Source organism: Deinococcus terrestris (assembly GCF_009377345.1).
Taxonomy (GTDB): domain Bacteria; phylum Deinococcota; class Deinococci; order Deinococcales; family Deinococcaceae; genus Deinococcus; species Deinococcus terrestris.
Genome location: NZ_WBSL01000016.1, coordinates 1 through 21042, shown reverse-complemented (window position 1 = coordinate 21042; position 21042 = coordinate 1). Strand labels below are relative to the sequence as shown.

General features: G+C 64.3%; 23 protein-coding genes and 1 pseudogene. 14 read left to right on the top strand and 10 right to left on the bottom strand.

Going from position 1 to position 21042, the window contains the following annotated elements; all coding sequences use genetic code 11:
* Positions 1–12: 12 nt before the first annotated feature.
* Positions 13–687: a recombinase family protein gene (locus tag F8S09_RS15955; protein WP_152872462.1), complete on the bottom strand. Its 675-nt coding sequence runs from the start codon at positions 685–687 to the stop codon at positions 13–15.
* Positions 688–789: 102 nt separating this feature from the next.
* Here F8S09_RS15955 and F8S09_RS15950 point away from each other — a divergent pair, with 102 nt between their 5' ends.
* The 4 genes from F8S09_RS15950 to F8S09_RS15935 all read left to right on the top strand — a co-directional run bounded on the left by F8S09_RS15950 (position 790) and on the right by F8S09_RS15935 (position 2427).
* Complete coding sequence (locus F8S09_RS15950) at positions 790–1026, top strand: antitoxin (RefSeq protein WP_152872461.1); 237 nt, start codon at positions 790–792, stop codon at positions 1024–1026.
* Positions 1023–1430, top strand: a complete 408-nt coding sequence (vapC, locus tag F8S09_RS15945; protein ID WP_152872460.1) for a type II toxin-antitoxin system tRNA(fMet)-specific endonuclease VapC — start codon at positions 1023–1025, stop codon at positions 1428–1430. Before F8S09_RS15950 ends, vapC begins: the two co-directional genes overlap by 4 nt.
* 429 nt (positions 1431–1859) lie before the next feature.
* On the top strand, positions 1860–2096 hold the full coding sequence (locus tag F8S09_RS15940; protein ID WP_152872459.1) for a hypothetical protein: 237 nt from the start codon (positions 1860–1862) through the stop codon (positions 2094–2096).
* Between the two features lie 25 nt (positions 2097–2121).
* Entirely contained in the window at positions 2122–2427 is a 306-nt protein-coding gene (locus F8S09_RS15935) for an antitoxin Xre/MbcA/ParS toxin-binding domain-containing protein (RefSeq protein WP_152872458.1), read from the top strand.
* A gap of 12 nt (positions 2428–2439) precedes the next feature.
* Here the strand turns inward: F8S09_RS15935 and F8S09_RS15930 are convergent, their stop codons facing one another.
* A complete protein-coding gene (locus tag F8S09_RS15930) occupies positions 2440–2811 on the bottom strand; it encodes a hypothetical protein (RefSeq protein ID WP_152872457.1) in 372 nt (123 codons plus the stop codon).
* Between the two features lie 172 nt (positions 2812–2983).
* On the bottom strand, positions 2984–3196 hold the full coding sequence (locus F8S09_RS15925; protein WP_152872456.1) for a hypothetical protein: 213 nt from the start codon (positions 3194–3196) through the stop codon (positions 2984–2986).
* Between the two features lie 319 nt (positions 3197–3515).
* Between F8S09_RS15925 and F8S09_RS15920 the strand changes: the two genes are divergently transcribed.
* From F8S09_RS15920 to F8S09_RS15890, 7 genes are read left to right on the top strand one after another with little or no spacing between them, the layout of a single operon-like run.
* Complete coding sequence (locus F8S09_RS15920; protein WP_152872455.1) at positions 3516–3902, top strand: hypothetical protein; 387 nt, start codon at positions 3516–3518, stop codon at positions 3900–3902.
* Positions 3899–4294, top strand: coding sequence for a helix-turn-helix domain-containing protein (locus tag F8S09_RS15915; protein ID WP_152872454.1), 396 nt, complete (start codon positions 3899–3901; stop codon positions 4292–4294). The genes F8S09_RS15920 and F8S09_RS15915 overlap by 4 nt, the downstream gene beginning before the upstream one ends.
* Positions 4295–4354: 60 nt before the next feature.
* Positions 4355–7339, top strand: coding sequence for a type I restriction endonuclease subunit R (locus F8S09_RS15910; protein WP_152872453.1), 2985 nt, complete (start codon positions 4355–4357; stop codon positions 7337–7339).
* 10 nt (positions 7340–7349) lie between these two features.
* Positions 7350–7598 carry a hypothetical protein gene (locus F8S09_RS15905; protein ID WP_152872452.1) on the top strand — a complete coding sequence of 83 codons (249 nt, stop codon included), beginning with the start codon at positions 7350–7352 and terminating at the stop codon, positions 7596–7598.
* A gap of 8 nt (positions 7599–7606) precedes the next feature.
* Positions 7607–8020 (top strand): type II toxin-antitoxin system VapC family toxin, encoded by a 414-nt coding sequence (locus F8S09_RS15900; RefSeq protein ID WP_322618878.1) that lies wholly within the window; start codon positions 7607–7609, stop codon positions 8018–8020.
* Positions 8017–9327: a restriction endonuclease subunit S gene (locus F8S09_RS15895; RefSeq protein ID WP_152872450.1), complete on the top strand. Its 1311-nt coding sequence runs from the start codon at positions 8017–8019 to the stop codon at positions 9325–9327. The genes F8S09_RS15900 and F8S09_RS15895 overlap by 4 nt, the downstream gene beginning before the upstream one ends.
* Entirely contained in the window at positions 9324–10931 is a 1608-nt protein-coding gene (locus F8S09_RS15890) for a type I restriction-modification system subunit M (protein ID WP_152872449.1), read from the top strand. The genes F8S09_RS15895 and F8S09_RS15890 overlap by 4 nt, the downstream gene beginning before the upstream one ends.
* Before the next feature lie 495 nt (positions 10932–11426).
* On the opposite strand, the gene F8S09_RS15885 is transcribed toward F8S09_RS15890, so the two are convergent.
* The 7 genes and pseudogenes from F8S09_RS15885 to F8S09_RS15855 form a co-directional block, all read right to left on the bottom strand.
* Positions 11427–14387: a Tn3 family transposase gene (locus F8S09_RS15885; RefSeq protein ID WP_152872448.1), complete on the bottom strand. Its 2961-nt coding sequence runs from the start codon at positions 14385–14387 to the stop codon at positions 11427–11429.
* Between the two features lie 266 nt (positions 14388–14653).
* Positions 14654–16189, bottom strand: a complete 1536-nt coding sequence (locus F8S09_RS15880) for a mercuric reductase (RefSeq protein ID WP_152872447.1) — start codon at positions 16187–16189, stop codon at positions 14654–14656.
* 125 nt (positions 16190–16314) lie between these two features.
* Positions 16315–17100 carry an IS630 family transposase gene (locus F8S09_RS15875; protein ID WP_104991621.1) on the bottom strand — a complete coding sequence of 262 codons (786 nt, stop codon included), beginning with the start codon at positions 17098–17100 and terminating at the stop codon, positions 16315–16317.
* A pseudogene (locus F8S09_RS18075) lies at positions 17040–17339 on the bottom strand (helix-turn-helix domain-containing protein); the annotation flags it as partial. The pseudogene F8S09_RS18075 and the gene F8S09_RS15875, both read right to left, overlap by 61 nt.
* 127 nt (positions 17340–17466) lie before the next feature.
* Positions 17467–17742, bottom strand: a complete 276-nt coding sequence (locus tag F8S09_RS15865) for a hypothetical protein (protein WP_152872446.1) — start codon at positions 17740–17742, stop codon at positions 17467–17469.
* Entirely contained in the window at positions 17733–18218 is a 486-nt protein-coding gene (locus tag F8S09_RS15860; RefSeq protein WP_152872445.1) for a putative iron-sulfur cluster-binding metallochaperone, read from the bottom strand. Before F8S09_RS15860 ends, F8S09_RS15865 begins: the two co-directional genes overlap by 10 nt.
* A 34-nt stretch (positions 18219–18252) precedes the next feature.
* On the bottom strand, positions 18253–18672 hold the full coding sequence (locus F8S09_RS15855; RefSeq protein ID WP_152872444.1) for a MerR family DNA-binding protein: 420 nt from the start codon (positions 18670–18672) through the stop codon (positions 18253–18255).
* A 305-nt stretch (positions 18673–18977) separates the two neighbouring features.
* Between F8S09_RS15855 and F8S09_RS15850 the strand changes: the two genes are divergently transcribed.
* From F8S09_RS15850 to F8S09_RS15840, 3 genes are all read left to right on the top strand, one after another.
* Positions 18978–19655 (top strand): tyrosine-type recombinase/integrase, encoded by a 678-nt coding sequence (locus F8S09_RS15850; protein WP_227978746.1) that lies wholly within the window; start codon positions 18978–18980, stop codon positions 19653–19655.
* A 224-nt stretch (positions 19656–19879) separates the two neighbouring features.
* On the top strand, positions 19880–20245 hold the full coding sequence (locus F8S09_RS15845) for an ArsR/SmtB family transcription factor (protein ID WP_152872442.1): 366 nt from the start codon (positions 19880–19882) through the stop codon (positions 20243–20245).
* Positions 20245–20928: a cation transporter gene (locus tag F8S09_RS15840; protein WP_152872441.1), complete on the top strand. Its 684-nt coding sequence runs from the start codon at positions 20245–20247 to the stop codon at positions 20926–20928. The genes F8S09_RS15845 and F8S09_RS15840 overlap by 1 nt, the downstream gene beginning before the upstream one ends.
* Positions 20929–21042: the final 114 nt, after the last annotated feature.

Genomic DNA, 21042 nt, shown 5'->3' with positions numbered 1-21042 from the left:
CCCGGAGAGGCTTCACTGCACGCCACCCTCTCTCTGCGCCCGCAGCAGCACATTCCGCACCTGAACGGGCCGCCAGAGCTTGCCAGTCACCGTGCGGTGTCCCTCAGCGTTCAATCGGTCGGCGATCCGTTGCAACGTCAGGCCCTGTGCCCGCAGGACCTGCACGTACCCACTCACCAGTCGGTAACTCTCGACCGCGCGGGTGCGCCGAGCCTGAGCGCCCTGCCGCCTCGCTTCCAGCGTCAGGTTCTGTGGATTACCCAGCTTGACGCCCCTGGCCCTGGCCGCCTTCAAAGCGTCCTTGGTCCGGGTGGAGATCATCTTGGCTTCCTTCTCGGCGACCGCCGCCAGGATGTGCACGGTCAGCGAGTCCACCTCCGGCATGTCCACGGCGGTGAAGCGCACCCGGCTTTCCATCAGGCCGGAGACAAAATGGACATTGCGGGCAAGGCGGTCGAGCTTGGCGATCAGGAGTTCGGCGCCCTCCCGTCGGGCCTGTTCGAGAGCGCGGGCGAGTTCAGGACGCTGACGTTTGTTGGTGCCGGTCTCGATCTCGGTAAAGGTGGCGGTCACTTCATACCCCCGGGCTTTGGCGAAGGCGGCCACGTTCGCCTGCTGGGCTTCCAGACCCAGGCCGGAGGCGGCCTGTTTCTGTCGGGAGACCCGGTAATAGGCGACGGCTTTCATGGACTCGCCCACTATAAAGATCCACAAATGGACGTTCAAGAACCTTTATAAAGAGAGACGGCGGGAACCGTATATACTTCCAGGTAGATACGGAGGTTTCCCATGACCACAGCCAAGGTGTTCCAGAGTGGCAACTCCCAGGCCGTCCGCCTCCCCCGCGAGATGCGGTTGGACGTCAGTGAGGTCGAGATCACCCGCCACGGTGATCTGCTGATCCTCAGACCCATTCGCACGGAGGCCACACTCGCCTCCGCTTTCGATGCGTTGGCGGGGATCGGCGACGACTTTCTGCCGGAAGGGCGTCAGCAGGGCGAGGCCCAGGAGCAGGAAGCGTTTTGACCCTCCGTTACCTGCTCGACACCACCATCTGCATCTTCATCATCAAGAACAAACCGGCCGCCGTCCGGGAGCGGTTCGCTGGGCTACGACCGGGTGCAGTGGGGCTGAGCGCCGTGACCGAAGCGGAGCTGCTGCACGGGGTCTATAAGAGTGCACGGATCGAGCACAACCTCGCCGCCGTGCTGGACTTTGCCTCGCAACTGGTGGTGGTCCCTTTCGATTCGCAGGTCGCGGACGCCTACGGGCGCATTCGGGCCGAGCTGGAGAAGGCCGGGCAGCCCATCGGTCCCCTGGACTTTCAGATCGCGGCCACGGCGGTCGCCCACGGCCTGATCCTCGTGACCAACAACACCTGCGAGTTCGCACGGGTGCCGGACCTGAAGATCGAAGACTGGACCCTATAGGGGTGGCGTTGCAGAAGGGGTTGTTCAAGACCCGAAACAAGGTCAAACCGCTCCACATTGCGGAAACCGCCCAGAACGAGAGCAAAGACGGAGGGGCCAGGCCGGTCTCCCAGCAGCCCCTCCGTCGAGTAGACGCTGGGTTCCCCAGCGGCCCTCTATCAACAACCGCGCGGTTGTGGGCGGTCAGCACGGCGGTATGGTCCCGGGTGCTGCCAAACCCCGGAGCTTGACCTGTAAAGGTTTCGGCTCCTTCCTCAGTCATCCCACAATGTGGGCACGCATGTCAAGAGAGGGGTTCGCCACCCGACTGTTCAGCTCATCAGCAAACCCCTGCTGGGCTACGCAGACTGTGGGTGGCCCCGGCCACTTTGCCAACGGTCTCTTGTGATGACTCACGATCGCCCATCGGGTGACTGACACAATAATCCCATGCTTTCTCTGTCGCTGAGCCTGACGGTGGTGGCCCTTCTGCTCGTGGCGCGGAGCCTTCAGGAGGAGGGACTGAAAGAAGCCCAGACCCGTGCGGTGTGGGGAGCAGTCCTCGCAGGGCTGGGACAGGGCCTGCTGATGCTGGGCTTCAACTGGGCGGCCGTGGCGGCCATCTTCCTGTGCAGCCTGATTGCGTTCAGTGTGGTGATCGTTGCCCGAAAGAGCTCCACCACCTGAACGCTTCTCCTTCCAAGGGGACCTCATGTCACAACTGAAACCAGAACCAGAGACTCAGCCGAGGACGCCGACCATCCGTGTTCAGTACTTTAGGGACCCCCAGCGGTACGAGTACGACGGCCTCCCGGTGTACTTCGATCCAGCAGACGGTCACACGAGTGAGGAAGCTATCGAGCGCATGGCGGCCGCTGTTGCAGGCGACGTCCATGTGGCCCAGGCATGGATGGACCGGCCCAATCTGGAGTTGCACCACCGCACCCCCCGGCAGGCCCACCGTGATGGGGACGTGAGCCAAGTGATCGGCATCCTGGCTCAAGTTGCTGGGTTCTGAAGGTGGGCTGGATCAATCCGAGTTCTCGCTGATCACCCACAGCCGCCAGCGGTTGAGCATGCCCCTGGCCAGGGTGAAGCGCTCCTCCGTCTCCAGCAGGTCATCCAGCCGCGTCGGCAGTTCGTCGGCGGTCAGGTGCCGAAGGTGCTCGGGCGTGACATCGATGGGGTAGACCGCCTCGCGGAAGTCCCGGTAGCTCAGGGCGCAGTCCACACCGAGAAGGCCCCGCAGTGCGTCCCGATACCGCACCAGATCGTCGATGCTGATGCCCCAGCCGCTGAGGTTGGTGTCCCCGAATCGGTCGGCGAGTTCCAGCAGCCCGGTCTCCCGTTCCGGCCTGGGGACGAGTTCAGTGGCAAGGAGTTCCACCTGGGCACAATGCACGCCCCCTGCCTGGTGACGGAGGTGATGCCAGGTGCGGGAGGGAGACAGCTCCACACCCCGGGACAGCCGTTCCGGGTTGATCCCCAGCAGCAACCGGGGGCGTCGTTCGAGGTCCGGAAACAGGTCCCAGGTGGAAACAACAGGAAGCGATGTGGGCTCTGGCATCGCCGCCTCAGGGCTCCCCACGCTGTCGAATGCGGCGCTGGCGGGCTTCCGGCGTGAACTTGAGCCCTCGGCCTCCCCGCGCGGTGAACAGGACGACCCGGCGCCCACCGGGCAGCGTGACCGTTCTCCTGCCGTCGCTCATGGCCACCTCGTGCACGGCCCGTGCGGTCTCCGGGGTGCTGAGGACCTGTTCCATCAACTCACTGAGTTTCCGTTTCATGGGGTCTCCTGTCTCCGGCCTGCTTCAAGACTACAGAGAGTCGGCTGGCCCCGGTCCCTCGTCATTCTTCCGCCAGCCACCCGGGGCGCGGACGTGCTCCCTCCTCACGACGGCGCGCCTCGGCCCGTTGCTCGCGCTGTTTGCGGCGTTGCTCCTCTGCCGCCTCCCACGGGCACGCGGAAGCAAGACGAACGGGGTGGGGACCAGCCCTCCTTCCAGCACTGGTCTTCGGCGTGGGGACAGGCGGCCGAGCATCCTTCTCAACAACGCAGTGGGCAATGTCGCCCTCTCCCAAGGCGGTTTAGGTTAAACTAAACCCGTGCCCGCCCTGGTCTATACCCGTCGCCCCCGCAGGCTGGCGGCGAGGCATCCCCGGATCATCGAGACCCTGCTGGCGATGAACCGAGCTGGACACCGGGAGGCGGTGGCCGAGTGCATCCGGATGTGCCGCGACTTGCGCGAGGAGGGCCGCCACAGCCGCTACGCCAAGCCGCTGAAATACCTGCCGGGGGCCTGGGAACTCAAGCCCACGACACGGGGAGGGCAGCGCGGCGGAGCACGGGTCTACTTCCTGTGGCTGCGAGACGGTCGCCCGCTGCTGACGGGAGCCGAGTACAAGGCGCCGGGAGCGGAGGCCGACGAAGATCTGCTCGACGAACTCGTGGATATCGCCGAAGCTGTGAAGAAAGGAGTTCTGACGCCATGACCGACCGTGCCAAAGACCGCGCTGCCCGCCTGGCCGCCCTGCTGAATGAGGACGGGACCGTGACGCCCGCCGAACACCTGCCCGAGGGGTTGCTGACCGAGAGCGAAGATGTGGGGGCGACCTATTTAGAGGCCCTGACCGCCGAGACGGTGGGAGAGGGCCTGCACGCCGTCCGGGTGGAATCCGGCCTGGAGACGCCCGAGGTGCTGGCGCGGCGGGGACTCAGCAAGGGGCGGCTCTCGCAGATCGAACGCCCGGACCTCAATCCCCAGCTCTCGACCATCACGCAACAGGCCGACGCACTGGACTACGACGTGACCATCGTGTTCACGCCCCGGCACAAGGACCGCCGGGCCGTGCGGGTCGCGGTCAAACCTGCCTCCAATCACTGACGTGCTTCCCCGGCCCCTTCAAGCGGGCCGGGTGCCGCTGCCTCTCCCCAGGAAGACTCCATGACCGAAGCAGAACTCGAAACCCAGTTCGTCGCCAAGTTGCAGGACCTCAAATACAGCTACCGCCCGGACATCCGGACCCGCGCCGCGCTGGAAGGCAATTTCCGGCAGAAGTTCGACGACCTCAACCGCGTCACCCTGACCGACGGCGAGTTTGCCCGGCTGCTGGAGCAGGTCACCACGCCCGACACCTTCGAGGCGTCCAAGACCCTGCGCGGGCGGCACACCCTGCTCCGCGACGACGGCACCCCGCTGGATTACACGCTGGTCAATGTCCGGGACTGGTGCAAGAACACCTTCGAGGTGGTCAACCAGCTCCGCATGAACACCCACAGCAGCCACCACCGCTACGACGTGCTGCTGCTGCTCAATGGCGTGCCGGTCGTGCAGATCGAACTGAAAAAGCGCGACGTGTCCCCGCAGGTCGCCATGCGGCAGATCGTGGACTACAAGAACGACCCCGGGAACGGCTACGGCAATTCCCTGCTGGGCTTCGTGCAGCTGTTCGTGGTCAGCAACGGCGGCAGCACGCACTACTTCGCCAACAACCGCCCGGCGCACTTCAGCTTCAACGCCGATGAGCGCTACCTGCCCCTCTACCAGTGGGCCGACCAGGACAACCGGAAGATCACCGACCTGAACCACTTCGCCGACGCTTTTCTGGCGAAATGCACCCTGGCCGAGACGGTCAGCCGTTACATGGTGCTGCTGGAAACCGAAGGGCGGCTGATGATGATGCGGCCCTACCAGATCTACGCGGTCAAGGCCATCGTGGGCAGCATCGAGCAGGGCGCGGGCAACGGCTACATCTGGCACACCACCGGCAGCGGCAAGACCCTGACCTCGTTCAAGGCGTCCACCCTGCTCAAGGACAATGCCCTCATCGATAAGTGCATTTTCGTGGTGGACCGCAAGGACCTCGACCGCCAGACCCGCGAGGAGTTCAACCGCTTTCAGCCGGGCAGCGTGGAGGAGAACGCCAACACCGGCAAGCTGGTGCGCCGCCTGCTCTCTACGGACAAGGCCGACAAGGTCATCGTGACGACCATCCAGAAGCTGGGCCTGGCCCTGAGCGGCGGCGGCAAGGCCGAGTACCAGGGCCAGCTGGACCCGCTGAGGGACAAGCGCGTCGTGTTCATCTTCGACGAGTGCCACCGCTCGCAGTTCGGCGAAAACCACCAGGCCATCAAGAGCTTTTTCCCCAACTCGCAGCTGTTCGGCTTTACCGGCACGCCCATCTTCGACGAGAACGCCCGCTCTGTGCAGGTGAGGGGGAAAGAGGCGAGCTACCAGACCACCGAGGACATCTTCCAGCGCCAGCTGCACGCCTACACCATCAACCACGCCATCGAGGACGGCAACGTCCTGAAGTTCCATGTGGACTACTACAAGCCCGAAGGCGAGGACGCCGGGAAGAGTCAGATGGGGCAGGGCAAGGCCGCGCCGCCGCCCAAGCCCGCCGTCGTCGCCAAGATTCTGCACAAGCACGACGCGGCCACCGCCGGACGCCGCTTCAATGCCCTGCTCGCCACCGCCTCGATTGACGACGCCATCGCCTATTACGACCTGTTCACGCAGGTGCAGGCTGAGCGCCAGGCCGAAGACCCCGAGTTCCGGCCCCTGAACGTCACCGCCGTGTTCTCGCCGCCCGCCTACGTCAGTGCCGAGGCCAGGCAGATTGGGGAAGACCTCGCGCAGGAAAGGCAGGACAACCAGGTCAACCCCGAGGCGAAGAAGCAGGCGCTGGAACGCATCATCGCGGACTACAACGCCCGCTACGGCACCAACCACAGCGTCACCGAGTTCGACGCCTACGCCCAGGACGTGCAGGGGCGCATCAAGGCCCAGCAGTGGCCCGCCCGCGACGTGCCGCACGCCCAGAAGCTCGACCTGGTAATCGTGGTGGACATGCTGCTCACGGGCTTCGATTCCAAGTATCTGAACACCCTGTACGTGGATAAGAACCTGCGTCACCACGGGCTGATTCAGGCACTGTCGCGCACCAACCGCGTCCTGAACGCCACCAAGCCCTACGGCAATATTCTGGACTTCCGGGGCCAGCAAGGCGCCGTGGACGAGGCCATCGCCATGTTCTCCAGCGGCGGCGACGCCGAGCGCAGCCGCGAAATCTGGCTGGTGGAAGAGGCCCCCGCAGTCATCGAGAAGCTCCAAAAGGCGGTGGAGAAGGTCACCCGGTTCATGGAACTTCACGACCTGCCCCCCACGCCCGACCAGGTGCACAACCTGCGCGGCGACACCGAGCGGGTGCAGTTCATCAAGTTCTTCAAGGACGTGCAGCGCTACGCCACCCAACTGGAGCAGTACACCGACCTCACGGACGGGCAGCGCGGGCAGATCGCCCAGATTCTGCCGCCGGACGACCTGCAAGCCTTCCGGGGGGCCTACCTGGAAACGGCCCAGAAGCTCAAGGCGCAGCAGGACAAGCCCGGCGAGCCCGAAGAGGTGGACGCCCTGGACTTTGAACTGGTGCTGTTCGCCTCGGCCATCATCGATTACGACTACATCATGACCCTGCTGGCCCGCTCCAGCGCCCAGGAAACCCCCGAGCAGCAGCGCCAGACCCGTGACAAGCTCCTGGCCCTGATCGGCTCGGACGCCAAGTTCATGGACGACCGCGAGAACCTGCGCGAGTACGTCCAGAGCCTGCCCACCGGGGTGGCCCTGACCGAGGCGGCCCTGTGGGACGGGTACGAGGGGTTCAAGGCCGAGCGCCACGCCGCCGAGCTGCACGCCGTGGCCGAGACGCACGGCCTGGACGCCCAAGCCCTCCAGACCTTTACCGCGACCACCCTGGAACGCCTGATTTTCGACAGTGTGGCCCTGGGCGAGCTGCTGACCCCGCTGGGCCTGGGCTGGAAGGCCCGCAAGCGTAAGGAAGAATACCTGATGAGCGACCTGACCCCCCTGCTGCGCCGCCGCGCCGAGGGCCGGGAGATTGCCGGACTGGGAGCGTATGAACAGTAAAATAGTCTCTATGACGCGCCCGATCTGGCCCTACAGCGAAGCGCAGGCGCACTGGGAAGAAATCCTGCAACTCGCCGCAGGAGGTGAGCCGCAGCGCGTCGCCCGCCCCGACGGCGTCACCCTGGTGATTCAGATGCAGCCCCCGGACACCGAGGCCCCGCCGTTCGTGCCCGCGCTCGCGGCCTTCGAGGGCCTGCCCAATGACGCCGAGCTGGTGACGGAGCGCCCCCGCGACGTTCCAAAGGACACCGAGCTTTGAAGTTCCTGGTGGACACCAATGTCATCAGCGAAATGTCTAAGCCGCAGCCTGAACCGTCCGTCGCCCGGTGGCTGGCCTCCACGCCCCTGCAAGACGTGGCCCTGAGCGTCATCACGCTGGGGGAACTCAAGAGGGGCATTCTGGCCGCCCCCAACGAGCAGCGGCGCAACAAGTTGCAGCACTGGTATGACCACACCTTCCTGAGGCTCTTCGAGGGGCGGGTGCTCGATCTCACGCCCGCCGTCATGGACGAGTGGGCCTGGCGCTACCAGGCCGCCCGCACCGCCGGGAACACCCCGGCCAGCATGGATTCCCTCATCGCGGCGACAGCGGCAGCCCACGGCCTGACCGTGGTGACGCGCAATGAAAGCGACTTTGCCCCCATGCAAGTGAATGTCTTGAATCTCTGGAAGGAAAAATGACGAAAACAACCAAGCAAGTGCCCGCGCCCCGGCTGAGGTTTCCGGGGTTTGTTGGGAAGTGGGAAGAGAAGAAGCTGGGGGAGTTAGCGAACCTGCTTGCTGGAGCGACTCCATCAACCTCAAAGAAGGAGTACTGGGGTGGCGATATACCGTGGATGTCTTCAGGAGACATTCATAAGAAACGTGTCCGAGATGTTCAAGGCAGGATAACGGAATTGGGTTATAAATCGGCCAGTACTAAGATGTTGCCTATAAATTCTGTACTCGTTGCATTAGCTGGACAAGGCAAAACACGCGGAACTGTGGCAACCAATGCAATTGAGCTTTGTACGAATCAATCCATCGCGGCAATCATGCCACTTGAGAAACTAAATTATGAGTTTCTGTATTCCTTTTTGGATTCTAAATATGAAGAGTTGCGTTCCTTGTCCACGGGTGAGGGCGGTAGAGGTGGGCTTAACTTGGGGATATTGAGGGACTTACATATTCCCCTCCCCCCAACCCTTTCCGAGCAGACCCGCATCGCCGCCGCCCTTTCCTCCCTGGATGCCATCATCGCGGCCCACCAGAGCAAGCAGGCCGCCCTGCGCGAGCACAAGCGGGGACTGATGGCGGGCCTGTTCCCCGCCGAGGGCGGGCGGGTGCCCCGCCTGCGCTTCCCCGAGTTCGAGGGGGCGGGGGAGTGGGAAGAGAAGAAGCTGGGGGAGATCAGCGATATTAGGACAGGACCATTCGGCTCTGTTTTGCATCAAGAGGACTATGTAACTGAGGGAACACCTATTGTAACGGTTGAGCATTTGGGAGAGTTTGGGCTCTTAGGTGACAATGCGCCCAAAGTTTCTGATGCTGATAAGAAAAGACTCTCTAGTTACAAAATTATAACCGGGGATATAGTATTTAGTCGCGTTGGTTCTGTTGATAGATGTTCAATTGCCCGGCCTAAGAATGACGGTTGGCTTTTCTCTGGCAGGCTTTTGAGGCTTAGAATTATCAACGAAAGAGAATACACATCAGAATTTCTCAATCAGCTCCTCAAGATCGAGTCGAGTAAATCGAAAATCAGGAATGCTGCTGTTGGGCAGACAATGGCTTCTCTAAATACGGAAATCTTGAAGCGTATTGCCTTCCTGTTCCCCTCTCTCCCCGAACAAACCCGCATTGCTGCCGCGCTGTCGTCCCTCGATGACCTCATCGCCGCGCAGGGCGACCACATCGCGGCGCTGCAAGCGTTCAAGCGGGGGCTGATGCAGGGCCTCTTTCCCGCCGCTTCTGCCGACAACCACACGACCCAGGAGGCCGCCGAATGACCGACCAACAGATGAACAACCTCGGCAAGACGCTCTGGGGCATTGCTGACCAGTTGCGCGGGGCCATGAACGCCGACGACTTCCGCGACTACATGCTGGCCTTCTTGTTCCTGCGCTACCTGTCCGACAACTACGAGGCGGCGGCGCGGCGCGAGCTGGGCGGGGACTGGCCCACGGTGGAACCGGGCGGCAATGCCCTGCAAGCCTTCTACGACGCCAACCCGGACGACATAGAGGAGTTCGAGGACCTGATGCGGCGGCGGGTGCATTACGTGATCCGGCCCGAGTCGCTCTGGAGCCACATTGCCGAGTTGGCCCGCCAGCAGAGCCCCGAGCTGCTGACTACCCTCCGCAAAGGCTTCAAGTACATCGAGGAGGAATCCTTCGGCAACAACTTCGCCGGGCTGTTCTCCGAGATCAACTTGGACTCCGAGAAGCTGGGCAAGAACCAGGCCGAGCGCAACAAGAAGCTGACGACCATCGTGGGCAAGATCGCCGAGGGCCTCAGCGGGTTCTCCACCGATTCCGACCTGCTGGGCGACGCCTACGAGTACCTGATCGGGCAGTTCGCGGCGGGGTCGGGCAAGAAGGCGGGCGAGTTCTACACGCCTCAGCAGGTGTCCAGCGTGCTCTCGGGCATCGTGGCGCTCGACAGCCAGGACCCGGCGCTGGGCTACAAGAAGCGGCTGGGGAGCGTGCTGGACATGACCAGCGGCTCCGGCTCGCTGCTGCTCAACGTGCGGCGCACGGTGGAGGCGCACGGCGGCAGCATCGGCAAGATTTACGGCCAGGAAAAGAACATCACGACCTACAACCTCGCCCGCATGAACATGCTGCTGCACGGCGTCAAGGACACCGAGTTCGAGATCTTCCACGGCGACACCCTGAGTAACGACTGGGACATCTTCAAGGACGAGAACCCGGCCAGGAAGCCGCAATTCGACGCGGTGGTCGCCAACCCGCCGTTCAGCCTGCGCTGGGAGCCGGGCGAAGCGACGGCGCAAGACACCCGCTTCAAGAGCTACGGCGTGGCCCCCAAGTCGGCGGCGGATTTTGCCTTCCTGCTGCACGGCTTTCATTACCTCTCGCAAGAAGGCACGATGGCGATCATCCTGCCGCACGGCGTCCTGTTCCGGGGCGGGGCCGAGGAGCGCATCCGCCGCAAGCTGCTGGAAGACGGCTACATCGACACCATCATCGGTCTGCCTTCCAACCTGTTCTATTCCACGGGCATCCCGGTGGCGATTCTGGTGCTGAAGAAGTGCAAGAAGTTCGGTGACGTGCTGGTCATCAACGCCAGTGAGCACTTCGGCAAGAAAAAGCGCCAGAACGAGCTGCGCCCCGGGGACATCACCAAGATTCTGGACACCTACCGGGAACGGCGTGAGGAGGCGCACTACTCGCGCCGGGTGCCGTTGGATGAGATCGCGCAGAACGGTTACAACCTGAACATCACCCGCTATGTCAGCACTGACCAGGCTCAGGAGGACATTGACCTGGGCAGTGTCCACGAGACGCTAAGCGCCATTGAGGAGCGAATTCAGGCGGCTACCGCCCAGCACAACGGGTTCCTAAAGGAACTGGGGCTGCCGCCGCTCCCATAGCGCCCCTGGCCCAAGCGCATCCGCTCCCCTGTCCCCACACCATCCACCCGACCGCGTTCCGGCAGTAGGCCAAGAGAGGCCGCCCGCGCTCGCCAGGTGCAGGAGGCTTCCCATGCTCATGCACACGCCCACGCTCGTCCCTCTCTTCATCTTCATGCCCGCCGAACGCGCCGCTGCTCTGTGGGCCGTCGCTTACGCTCACTTGCTGCTAAAGCACGGTGAGTAGGCGGGCGACCCTGCCGCCGCTGACCCGCACAGCAGGATGCCCGGCCTGTCGCTTGCCACCATCACCTTGCACGCCGGAGCGCTCGACATCGAGGGGGTCCGTCAGGGAAGCTGCGTCTGGTCGCAAAAGGATTAGACAGGTTGGTGAGGAAGTGCCGCTTTCTGCCCGTGGCGGCATTTTTGTGGGAAAAAGGAGCCGCTGATAGGGGCTACGACAAGATTGGCGAATCCTACTACGCTAAGAAAAAAAGTGCGTATGGGACGCACTTTTTACTCGCACAGTGCCCGATACGCCCCTTCAGCAGGGACCCCCTCGGGGCGCCACACATAGTCGCCGGTCAGCCCGATGTGTTCCCACGACAGCGGTGACACGTGAGCCAACAGTTCATCGGGTACATCTACGCCCTCGGCGCGCAGGCTCTCTACCGCACGCCCCAAGTACACCGTGTTCCATACGGCGATGGCGGTCGTGACGAGGTTCAGGCCGCTGGCGCGATTGCTCTGGGCCTCGAAGGACCGATCCCGAATCTCCCCACTCCGGTGAAAGGCCACCGCCCGTTTCAGGGCGTGCAGGGCTTCGCCTTTATTCAGGCCGACCAGCACACGCCGCCTGAGGTCAGGGTCGCGCAGCCACTCCAGGGTGAACAGGGTGCGTTGCACCCTGCCGAGTTCACGCAAAGCCAGTGCGAGCCCGTTCTGGCGGGGGTACGAGGCCAGCTTGGACAGGATCAGAGAGGCGGTGACTGTCCCGGCCTTAACGGACACCGTGAGCCGCCGCAATTCATCCCAGTGCTCGCGGATCAGCCGCAGGTTGAGCCGCTGGGCCACCAGCGGCTCTAGCAGTCCATAAGCAGAGCCGACCTCCGGCGTGTACAGCCGCGTCTCGCCCAGGTCCCGAATCCTGGGGGCGAAGCGGAACCCCAGCAGGTGGCACAGCGCGAAGACCTGCTCGGTGTACCCAGCGGTATCGGTGTAGTGCTCTTTGATTTTCAGGTCCGACAGGTGGTACAGCAGCCCATCCAACACATGCAAGGCGTCCCGGACGTTGGCGGTGATGACCTTGGTGTGGAAGGGGGCGTATTGGTCACTCACGTGGGTGTAGAACAGCACGCCCGGTTCCCGGCCGTACTTCGCGTTCAGGTGCCCGAAGGTCTTTCCACGTCCTCCTGTGGGGAACCGCTGCCCGTCGGAACTGCTGGTCGTGCCGTCACCCCACAGGGCCGCCAGGGGCAACTTCGACTGGAAGTTCACGAGTTCGGCGAGCCCGGCAGCATAGGAGTCGGGGCGGAGGAACCAGTCCGCGAGGTACATCAGGCGCCGGGTGGTTACGCCCGGATCGGGCGAGGCCTCGGCCATCTTGGTCAAGCCCAGGTTGAGCCCATCGGCCAGGATGGCCGTCAACAGGTGGTCGTGCCGCTCCGCGCCCTTGCCACTGTGCAGGTTCAGGAAGGCGCCCGTGAAGCGGGTCCAGGCGTTGACCTCCAGCAGCAGGTCGGTGATCTTCACGCGCGGGACCCGCGCGCTCAACCAGCGTTCCAGGGGTTCCACCTCATCGGGGACGGCCTTCAGCGCCTTCCCGACCTTCAGCTTGCGGCCCCGGACCGTGACGGACGACAACGCCCCCTGGACCAGCAAGCCCTCGACTTCAAGGAGCTGTCCTTGCAGCTTGGGCTCGATCTCCCTCCAGAATGCCTCAAAGGTCTCGGGTAGGGACAGCGATAGCTCGGGGAGTTGGCGCTGCCACACGCCCTGCGGCAAGAGGTAAGCGTCGAGGTCCTTGTACTTGCGGCTCCCGGTGACCCACACATCCCCGGCTCGCAACGCGAGCCGCAACTCGTCCAGTACACACAACTCGTAGGCCCGGCGGTCGATCTCACCATCCCGGAACACCTGCCCCGCCCACTTCTGTCGCACGAACCCGATGGGGACGTGTTCCGGCAGCGTCCGCTTGTTCGCGGCGTACATCTCGCGCAGGAGTCCCAGCGCCTCGACCAGAGGCGCGGCCGTCCCCTCAGCCTGGAAGGAGAAGGACGCGAGCATTCGTGGCGCATAGGACCGAACCTTGGCGTACCCCTTGAGGGCGCAGTGCAGGGGGTCGAGCTGTTCGGCGCGCACCACCTCCCGCTCCCGCACCGTCTCGACGAGCTGCTGCCAGTTCACGACCGCCTCGATGGCCTGGTAGGGGTCAGCGCCCTGCTCACGCGCAGCGATGACCGCCGCACACACCGACTTGAACGTGCCCAACTGCTTGACGAGTGGTGGCCCTTGCTCTCTGAACACTTCCGCCGCTTCCCGCTCGCCGTCTCTGAGTAGCCCCACCATCACCCGGTCGTGCATGTCGAGCACGGCGTCGGTCAGGGTCTCGGAAAGGTCAAAAAGGTAGGCCATCAGGGTCGCCCGCCGCCGCCCCGGCTCGAAATCTCCCAGGTGCGAGGCGCTCAGGCGCCTCGCCTCCTCAGCCAGATGCTCCAGGCGGCTTTGCGGCAGGAAGGCGCGCAGGTTGCTCTGCACCGGGAAGGTACGCACGAAGGCCAGCCGGTCAAGCAGGGCGAGGACATGCTTGGCTTTGGGGGCGCCGACCGGCCGACCCAGCCAGGCAAACCGAGAGATGGGCTCGTCGTCCTGCGGCGACAGCAGGGCGTCCATCTTCTCGGGCAACTCGCCCTTCAGCGGTAGATTGAGCAGACCATAGGTGTGCTGGTCAGCCCGGACGCGCGCCGCGTGGACGAGGCGTTCGAGGACGCTGAAGCGCGGCACCAGCACCTTCCTCCGTCGCAACTCGTCCATCAGGGCGCTCATCAGAGGAAAGGGCTGGTTGGTGACGACGGCCAGCGGCATCAGCCACTCCCGCAACTCGTCATTCAGACGGCGTGACAGCTCCGCGTACCCGAGGCTCTGGCACAGCGACGCGAAGTGTTCGTGCCGGGTCGGGTCGCGGGTGGCGTACTGCCCGTAACACCCAGCGTCCACCCGCAGTTGCTCGGCGAGATAAGCCAGGGCCTCTTCCGGCGGAGTCTCGCCAGAACGCAGGGGGCGGCCGAGATGGCGCAGCACCGTGAGTTGCACGGCGAAACCGAGCCTGTTGAAGTCCCGCCGCCGTTCCCGCACCAGGCGCAAGTCGTCCTCACCGAGCAGGTAGTACCGGGAGAGCAGGTGTTCGTCAAGCGGGGGAAAGCGCGTGAACTGCTCGCGCTGGGCCTGGGTCAGCAGGGATTCTGAGGAACGGACCAAAACGTTTCACTCCTTTGCAGTGCCGCTCAGCACGGTCGCCTCTTCAGCGGTCAAGGGCCCCGGCGCTCCTCGTGCGGCCGTCCCCTGAACTGCCCAGACGCTCAGCAAGGTTGGTCAGCGATCACCCGTCTTCGGCACAGAGGGTGTACAGCCAGCCCACGCCCAGCGGCGTGAAAGCCAGCGCCAGATTCACGGGCTATGCGCCCATTCGTCGTGCCACAGGTCACCCTCAACCCACCGGCCTCCGCTCCGGCCCGTCGCCGACTTCACTCCAGCCCTTCCTCGTAATGCACGCCGCCCAGCGCGTTGTTCAGGCCTTCCGCCAGGGTCGGGTGGATGTGGATCATGTCCTGCAAGTCTGTATACCGGGCGCCGAGCTGCATCGCCGTCACGAACTCGTGCACCAGTTCCGCTCCCTCGGCCATCAGCACCGCCGCTCCCAGGATGCGGTCGGTGCTCGCGTCCGCCACCACCTTGATGAGCCCCCACGTCTCCCCATTCGCACGCGCCTTGGCGACCTTGCGCGCCTCGTACGTCCCGATCTTCAGCTTGAACCCCGCCACCCGCGCCTCGCGTTCGGAGAGCCCCACCCGGCCGAGTTGCGGGTCCGTGAACACCCCCCACGGCACCACCCGGTCCCTGATGCTGAGGTCCTGCCCCTTGACGACGTTCTGGTAGATGATCCGCGCGTCATCCCGCGCCGTGTGCGTGAACATCGGCCCGCCGCGCACGTCCCCCAAGGCCCAGACACCGGGCGCGGTCGTCTCCAGTCGGTCGTTGATCCTGATGAAGCCGTGCCCGTCGAGGCCCACGTCGGTATGCTCCAGACCCAACTCATCCGTGTTCGGCATGCGCCCCGCCGCAATCATCAGGTGGGTTCCAGAGTAGGTGCGGTCCTCGCCGTCCACGCTGGCCGTGACCCGCACCTGCCCCTCGCCGCCCTCCACGCGCCGCGCACGCGCCCTCACGACGACCTCGATGCCCTCAGCCTCCAGCGCCTCCCTCAGCGCCGTCGTGATGTCCTCGTCCTCACTCGGCAGCAGATGCGGCGCGCTTTGCAGCACCGTCACCCGGCTGCCGAAGCGGCGGTACATCTGTGCGAACTCCACCCCGATGTACCCGCCGCCCACGATGACCAGGTGCGGGGGAACCTCGCGGAGTTCCATCGCCGTGGTGGAGTCGAGGAAGGGCACGCCTGCCAGTCCCTCTATCTGGGGCACCCGATTGCGCGTCCCAACCGCGATGAAGACCCGCTCCGCACTGATTTCCTCCCCATTGACGACGAGCCGCCGTGCTCCGACGAACCGCGCGTCCCCGCGGAGCAGCGTGAGGTTGGGGTTTTGCGCGACGTTCCGCTCGGACCCCGCACGGATGCTGCGGACCAGTTCGTCCTTGCGGTCTACCACCCTTCCGAGATGCACACGCACCTCGCCGGTTTCCACGCCCCACTGCTCGCTCAGGTAAGCCTGGTGCGCGACCCGGGCGCTGGCGATCATCGTCTTGGTGGGAATGCAGCCCCGGTTCAGGCAGGTCCCGCCGAGTTCCGCCCGTTCGATCAAGGCCGTCTTGAAGCCCTTGTACGCGAGGCGGTGCGCGAGGGGCACGCCAGCCATCCCGCCGCCCAGCACGAGGGCGTCGTAGTGCGTGCCTATTCCCGTACTCGGGGCCGTCCCTTGGATCTCCTGCAAGGCGTCACTGGCAGGATCGCTGGGGCGGGCGATGGACTCGAACGTCGCCTGGTCACGGGTGTCCTCGACCTTGCTCACGTCGGGCTGCGTGCGGTCGTTCGTCTGGTCGGGCATGTTGACCTCCTGGGAAGGGGGAAGAGAGCGGCTGTGGCCCGTGTCCAGCGAGCTTTGGTGCTCAGGGGGGAAGAACCCATGCCACAGGTGCTGTCACGATGAGGAGCGGGCGCCTAGTACAGCGTTCATTTAATACGAATGGCTTCGTAGTGCCGTCCTAGCGTCCGGCGGGCGACCTGGGTGGAGAACTGCCAGTTGAGGGTGACGCCCGCGCGTGAACGCGCTGCCACCCAAGCCTCGACTTCCGACCGAAGCCGTTCCAGCACTGGAATACGCCGGTTCAAGCACTGCCGCTGAAGGGCACTGAATTCCAGTTCTGCCATGTTCAGCCACGAGGCATGTTTGGGCGTGTAGACCCACTCGAAGCGGCCCACCAACCGGTGGGCCGCCTGTGGCGACATGAACTTGTAGAAACTGCCGCCGTGATGCGTATTGAGGTGGTCCTGAACCAGGGTGATCTGGACGGCTGCTGGATAGGCCCGTTCCAGGTTCTGCATGAAGGCGGTGTACTCCTCGGCGGTCCGTCGGGCACAGACCTGGACAAACCGTCGGCCTGTTTTCGGCTCGACGGCCAGCAACACAGCCGCGCTCCCAAAGCGCTGGTATTCGTAGTCTTGTTTGGCGACTCGCCCCGGTTCCGATGGAACCGGGGCCATGACGTCACCGATCAGGAAGCAGGGTTGCTCATCGAAGCACAACACGGGAAAACGGTCGTCGTAGGGCCGAGAGTACACGTCCAGAACGCGTTCCATCTCGCAGAGGAAATTCGCCGTCAGGTGCGCGATGCACCACTGCCTTTTGCGGTGCGGCTGGACCGCGTTTTTTTCAGAATGTAGAACACCGTCGACGGAGCGATGTGGTCGACCAAGTTCAGCTCTACAGCCTTCTCTGCCAGCAAGCGAATACTCCATTGTGCGTGACCTTCGGGCGCCTCACTGCACGCCAGCGCGGTGATGGCCGCCCGGTCTTTGCCGTCGAACTTCGCGGGTCGCCCCGTATGCGGCGCATCGAACAGCGCCGCGTCCAGTCCCCCCAGGGCAAAGCGTTTTCGGGTCGCTTGCACCATCTGGACGCTGATACCGAGGGCGTCCTTGATGGCCGAGTCCGTGACCTGTCGATGGGCCAGCAGCAGAATCCGGGCGCGGGTCATGACCCGCGCCTTGCCACTGCCCTTCATGGTCATGCCGTGCAGAGTCTGTTCTTGCTCAGCACTCAAAGTCACTGGATAGCGAAGAGGACGGCTCATACCTCACTATGACAAATTCAAAAACGCTGTACTAGCAGCAGTTCTCGTGCCTCCCAGCCCCGGGAGTAGCAGCGCTGGCCTGGCGCCTCCTGAGGCGCTGGCCGACCCACAGGGCGAACACGGAGTACCCGGTGGCGAGGGCCAGAACGAGCGGCATGTTCCGGCCCAGGAACCCCGCAAGGACATTGCCGCCCAGGCCACCGGCCACCAGGGCAAGGAGGACAGGCAGATGACAGGGACACAGCAGCAAGGCGCTGCCGAGCAGCAGGTACGCGCGTAAGTTGCCCACCGGCTTCCTCAGCAGCATCCGGCACGCCCTGTCTCAGCGGGAGTCTGGAGGGCGGCCAGGGTGCGGTTCACGTTCCCCAGGCAGCAGCTTCCCTGGGGGTTGTTGACCTCGCACCCGCAGCGCCCGGCCCGGATATGGGTCTGGATGGCCTGGGGGATGGCCCCGGCCCCTCCCTCCCGGGTGGCCTGTTCCAGGTCGGCGCGGGTGTGGCCGAAGCAGTAACAGGCGGGCGTGCTGCCGCGCCCGTCCTTCTGGAAGACCGGCACCTTCACCTCCGCCTGCCGGTAGGTCCGGGAGGCGCTGAAGTACACCACGTCGCAGGCGGCGTCAGCGCAGAAGCGGTGCGCCTCCCCGGGATCGAGGGTGGCGAGCGCGGCTGGGGTCAGCAGGGCCTTGAGGGTGACGAGTTGAACCGTCCTGCCCGTGGTGCCACAGACGGGACAGGTGGTCACCGCGACCGGCGTGGTCGGAGCGCAGCAATCAGGAGTGGTCATGCCCGGACGCTAGAGTCTCCCGCTGGGGGGAGAGTCAAGCCCTGGGCGTGTCCTCCAGGTAGATGCAGCCCACAGAATCGCAAGTCGGGTCGGGGTGTTCCTCCGCCCACATTACCTTGGCCTGCAACTGCGCTTCGAGGGTCTGGAGGTGCGCGATCTGCGCCCGAACGGTCTTCAGGTGCGCGTCGAGGTCGGCCTTGACGTGCTCACAGGGTTTCCGGCCGTCCTGACGGGCCGCGAGAGTGCGGCGGATCTCGTCGAGGGTGAACCCGGCGGCCTGCGCGGAGCGGATGAAGCGGACCTGCTCGACAGCCTCAGGTGGGTAGTGCCGGTAGCCGCTGGGGCGGCGCTCCGCCGTTAGCAGGCCGAAGTCCGTCCAGTAGCGCAGCGCCTTGACGCCCTCGCCGGTGATGGTGGCGAGTTGACCGATGGGCATGTCAGGGAGGTCCGCCATGCCTTGATCCTGACTAATCCTTGGGCGGACATGGTGACCCGGTACGCCAAGTCGGCCAGGTTGCGGCAATACCGCTGAACGTATGGGGTCGTTCTCCTTTCGAGCGGCACCCTTCGTCGCGTACGACGCCTTGCGCGTTCTCCCCGCAAGCACGTGAACCCCTTGGTCAGGCACCCGAATCACATCCGGGAAGTTCGCCGAAGAACGATACCCCGAAAAAATTGGCCTTACGCTAGGGGATGCCACGAGCAAAAGCAGGGGGAGAAGCGGCTGAACTTCGCGGTCAAACAGGGGAGGCGAACTCCTTGCGCGAGGTCGTGCGAGAGACTGTGAAGCTGTGGCGCAAGCACCACCTGACGTACGACCAGACCAAGCATGTCGTCGAGGACGCCAGGCGAGCCTTGAGGCTCGCCGCCCCTAAGGAACGCAGGCGAACGGTGGATCGCCTCGACCGTGAGGAGATCGAGCGGCTCATCGAAGCCGCTTACCGCCGGACCAGCAGCTATGGGCTGATGGTCAAGACGCTGTTCTACACGGGCGCCCGCGTGTCCGAGTTCGTCAACATCCGAGTGACGGATTTGCACTTGGCCTTGAACCCGCCCCAGGTGTACATCGCCCACGCGAAAGGGGGCAGCGACGGGTATGTGCCGATCCTGCCCACCCTGGCTCAGGAGTTACGGACCCACCTTGCGGGGCGCCGGACGGGGTATCTGTTCGAGAGCAACCGGCACGATCAGTACACGGCGCGGGCCATCCAGCTCATCGTCAAGGACACGACGCGTCGGGCGGGGATCGAGAAGACGGTGACGCCGCATCGCCTGCGCGCCAGCGTGGCGACGATTCTGCTGGATGCGGGGATGCCGCTGGATCAGGTGCAGAAGTTCCTGCGGCACAAGCGCATCGCCACCACCCAGATTTACGCCCAGACCAGCGCGCGGGGTATGGGCGAGAGCTACGTCCGGGCGCTGGGGGGACGGCAGTAATAGAAAAAGAGCGGCCAGGCCGCTCTTTTTTCCTTAGCGTAGTAGGATTCGTCAATCTTGTCGTAGCCCCTGATAGGGGAGCGGCAGCGTAGAAATCTACCTGCCATACCCAAAGTGCCATCGCCTGAGGCGAAGACGGAACTTGAGCAGTCAGAAGCGGAAAGCGCAGGAAAAGAGGCGGCCCTCACTTGTATCATTACATCATGATGTAATGATGCGTTCCGATGACTCTCGCTGTATCCCCCGAACTGCTCGCCCTGCGGGCCAAGCTGTTCCGTGGCCTGGCCGACCCTTCCCGCCTCGCCATCCTCGAAGCCTTGCGTGACGGCCCCCGCACTGTCGGGGACCTTGCGGCCCACGTCGGCCTGCAACAACCCAACGTCTCCAATCACCTGTCCTGTCTGCGCGAGTGCGGCCTGGTCTCATCGGCGCAACAGGGCCGCTATGTCCATTACCGGCTCAGCGACGGGCGGATCACTACCCTCCTGGGCCTCGCGGACGCTCTGGTGGCCGAGGTGGCGCGCGGCGTCTACGCCTGCACCCGCTACGCCGAGACGGACACGCCGCAGGTGGAAGGGAGCCTCTCGTGATGGAGCGCCTGACCTTCAAGGTGCCCCAGATGGACTGTTCCGCCGAAGAGCAGCTCGTCCGCATGCAGCTGGAGGGCCAACCCGACATCGCCCACCTTGCCTTTGACCTCCCCGCCCGCACGGTCATGGTCACCCACAGCGGCAATGCCCCGACCATTGAACGCTTGATGGGCGAGTTGAAGCTGGGAGCGTCCTTGGTTGAACGCGCTGAGGTGGACGAGAACGAGGTGGTGGATGCGAGCGACGATCAGCAGCGCCGCCTGCTCTGGATCGTGCTTTTCATCAACGCTGGGCTGTTCATCCTCGAACTCACCACGGGCCTGATTGCTCGCTCGATGGGCCTGGTGGCCGACAGCCTGGACATGCTGGCCGATACCTTGGTCTACGGGCTGAGCCTGTTCGCGGTGGGCAGGGCGGCCATTTACAAGAAGCGGGTCGCGCGGGTGAGCGGGTACTTCCAATTGGCGCTGGCGGCCTTCGGGGCACTGGAGGTCGTGCGCCGTGTCCTGGGGACGGGGGAGGAGCCGAGCTTCGGCCTGATGATCGGGATTTCCCTGATTGCCCTGGCAGGGAACGTCGCCGCGCTGTTGGTGCTGCAACGTGCCCGGAGCCAGGAGGCACACATGCGGGCCAGTTGGATTTTCACCACCAACGATGTGCTGGTGAACCTGGGGGTGGTTTAAGGAAGCTGCTACCAAGCGCAAAGTGAAGGCTTTCCCGAGCTACACCGGGAAGCGCCCGATCACCCGGTCGTACTCGCGCTGGGCCTCGCCCAGCGCCAGCCGCGAGTAGATTTC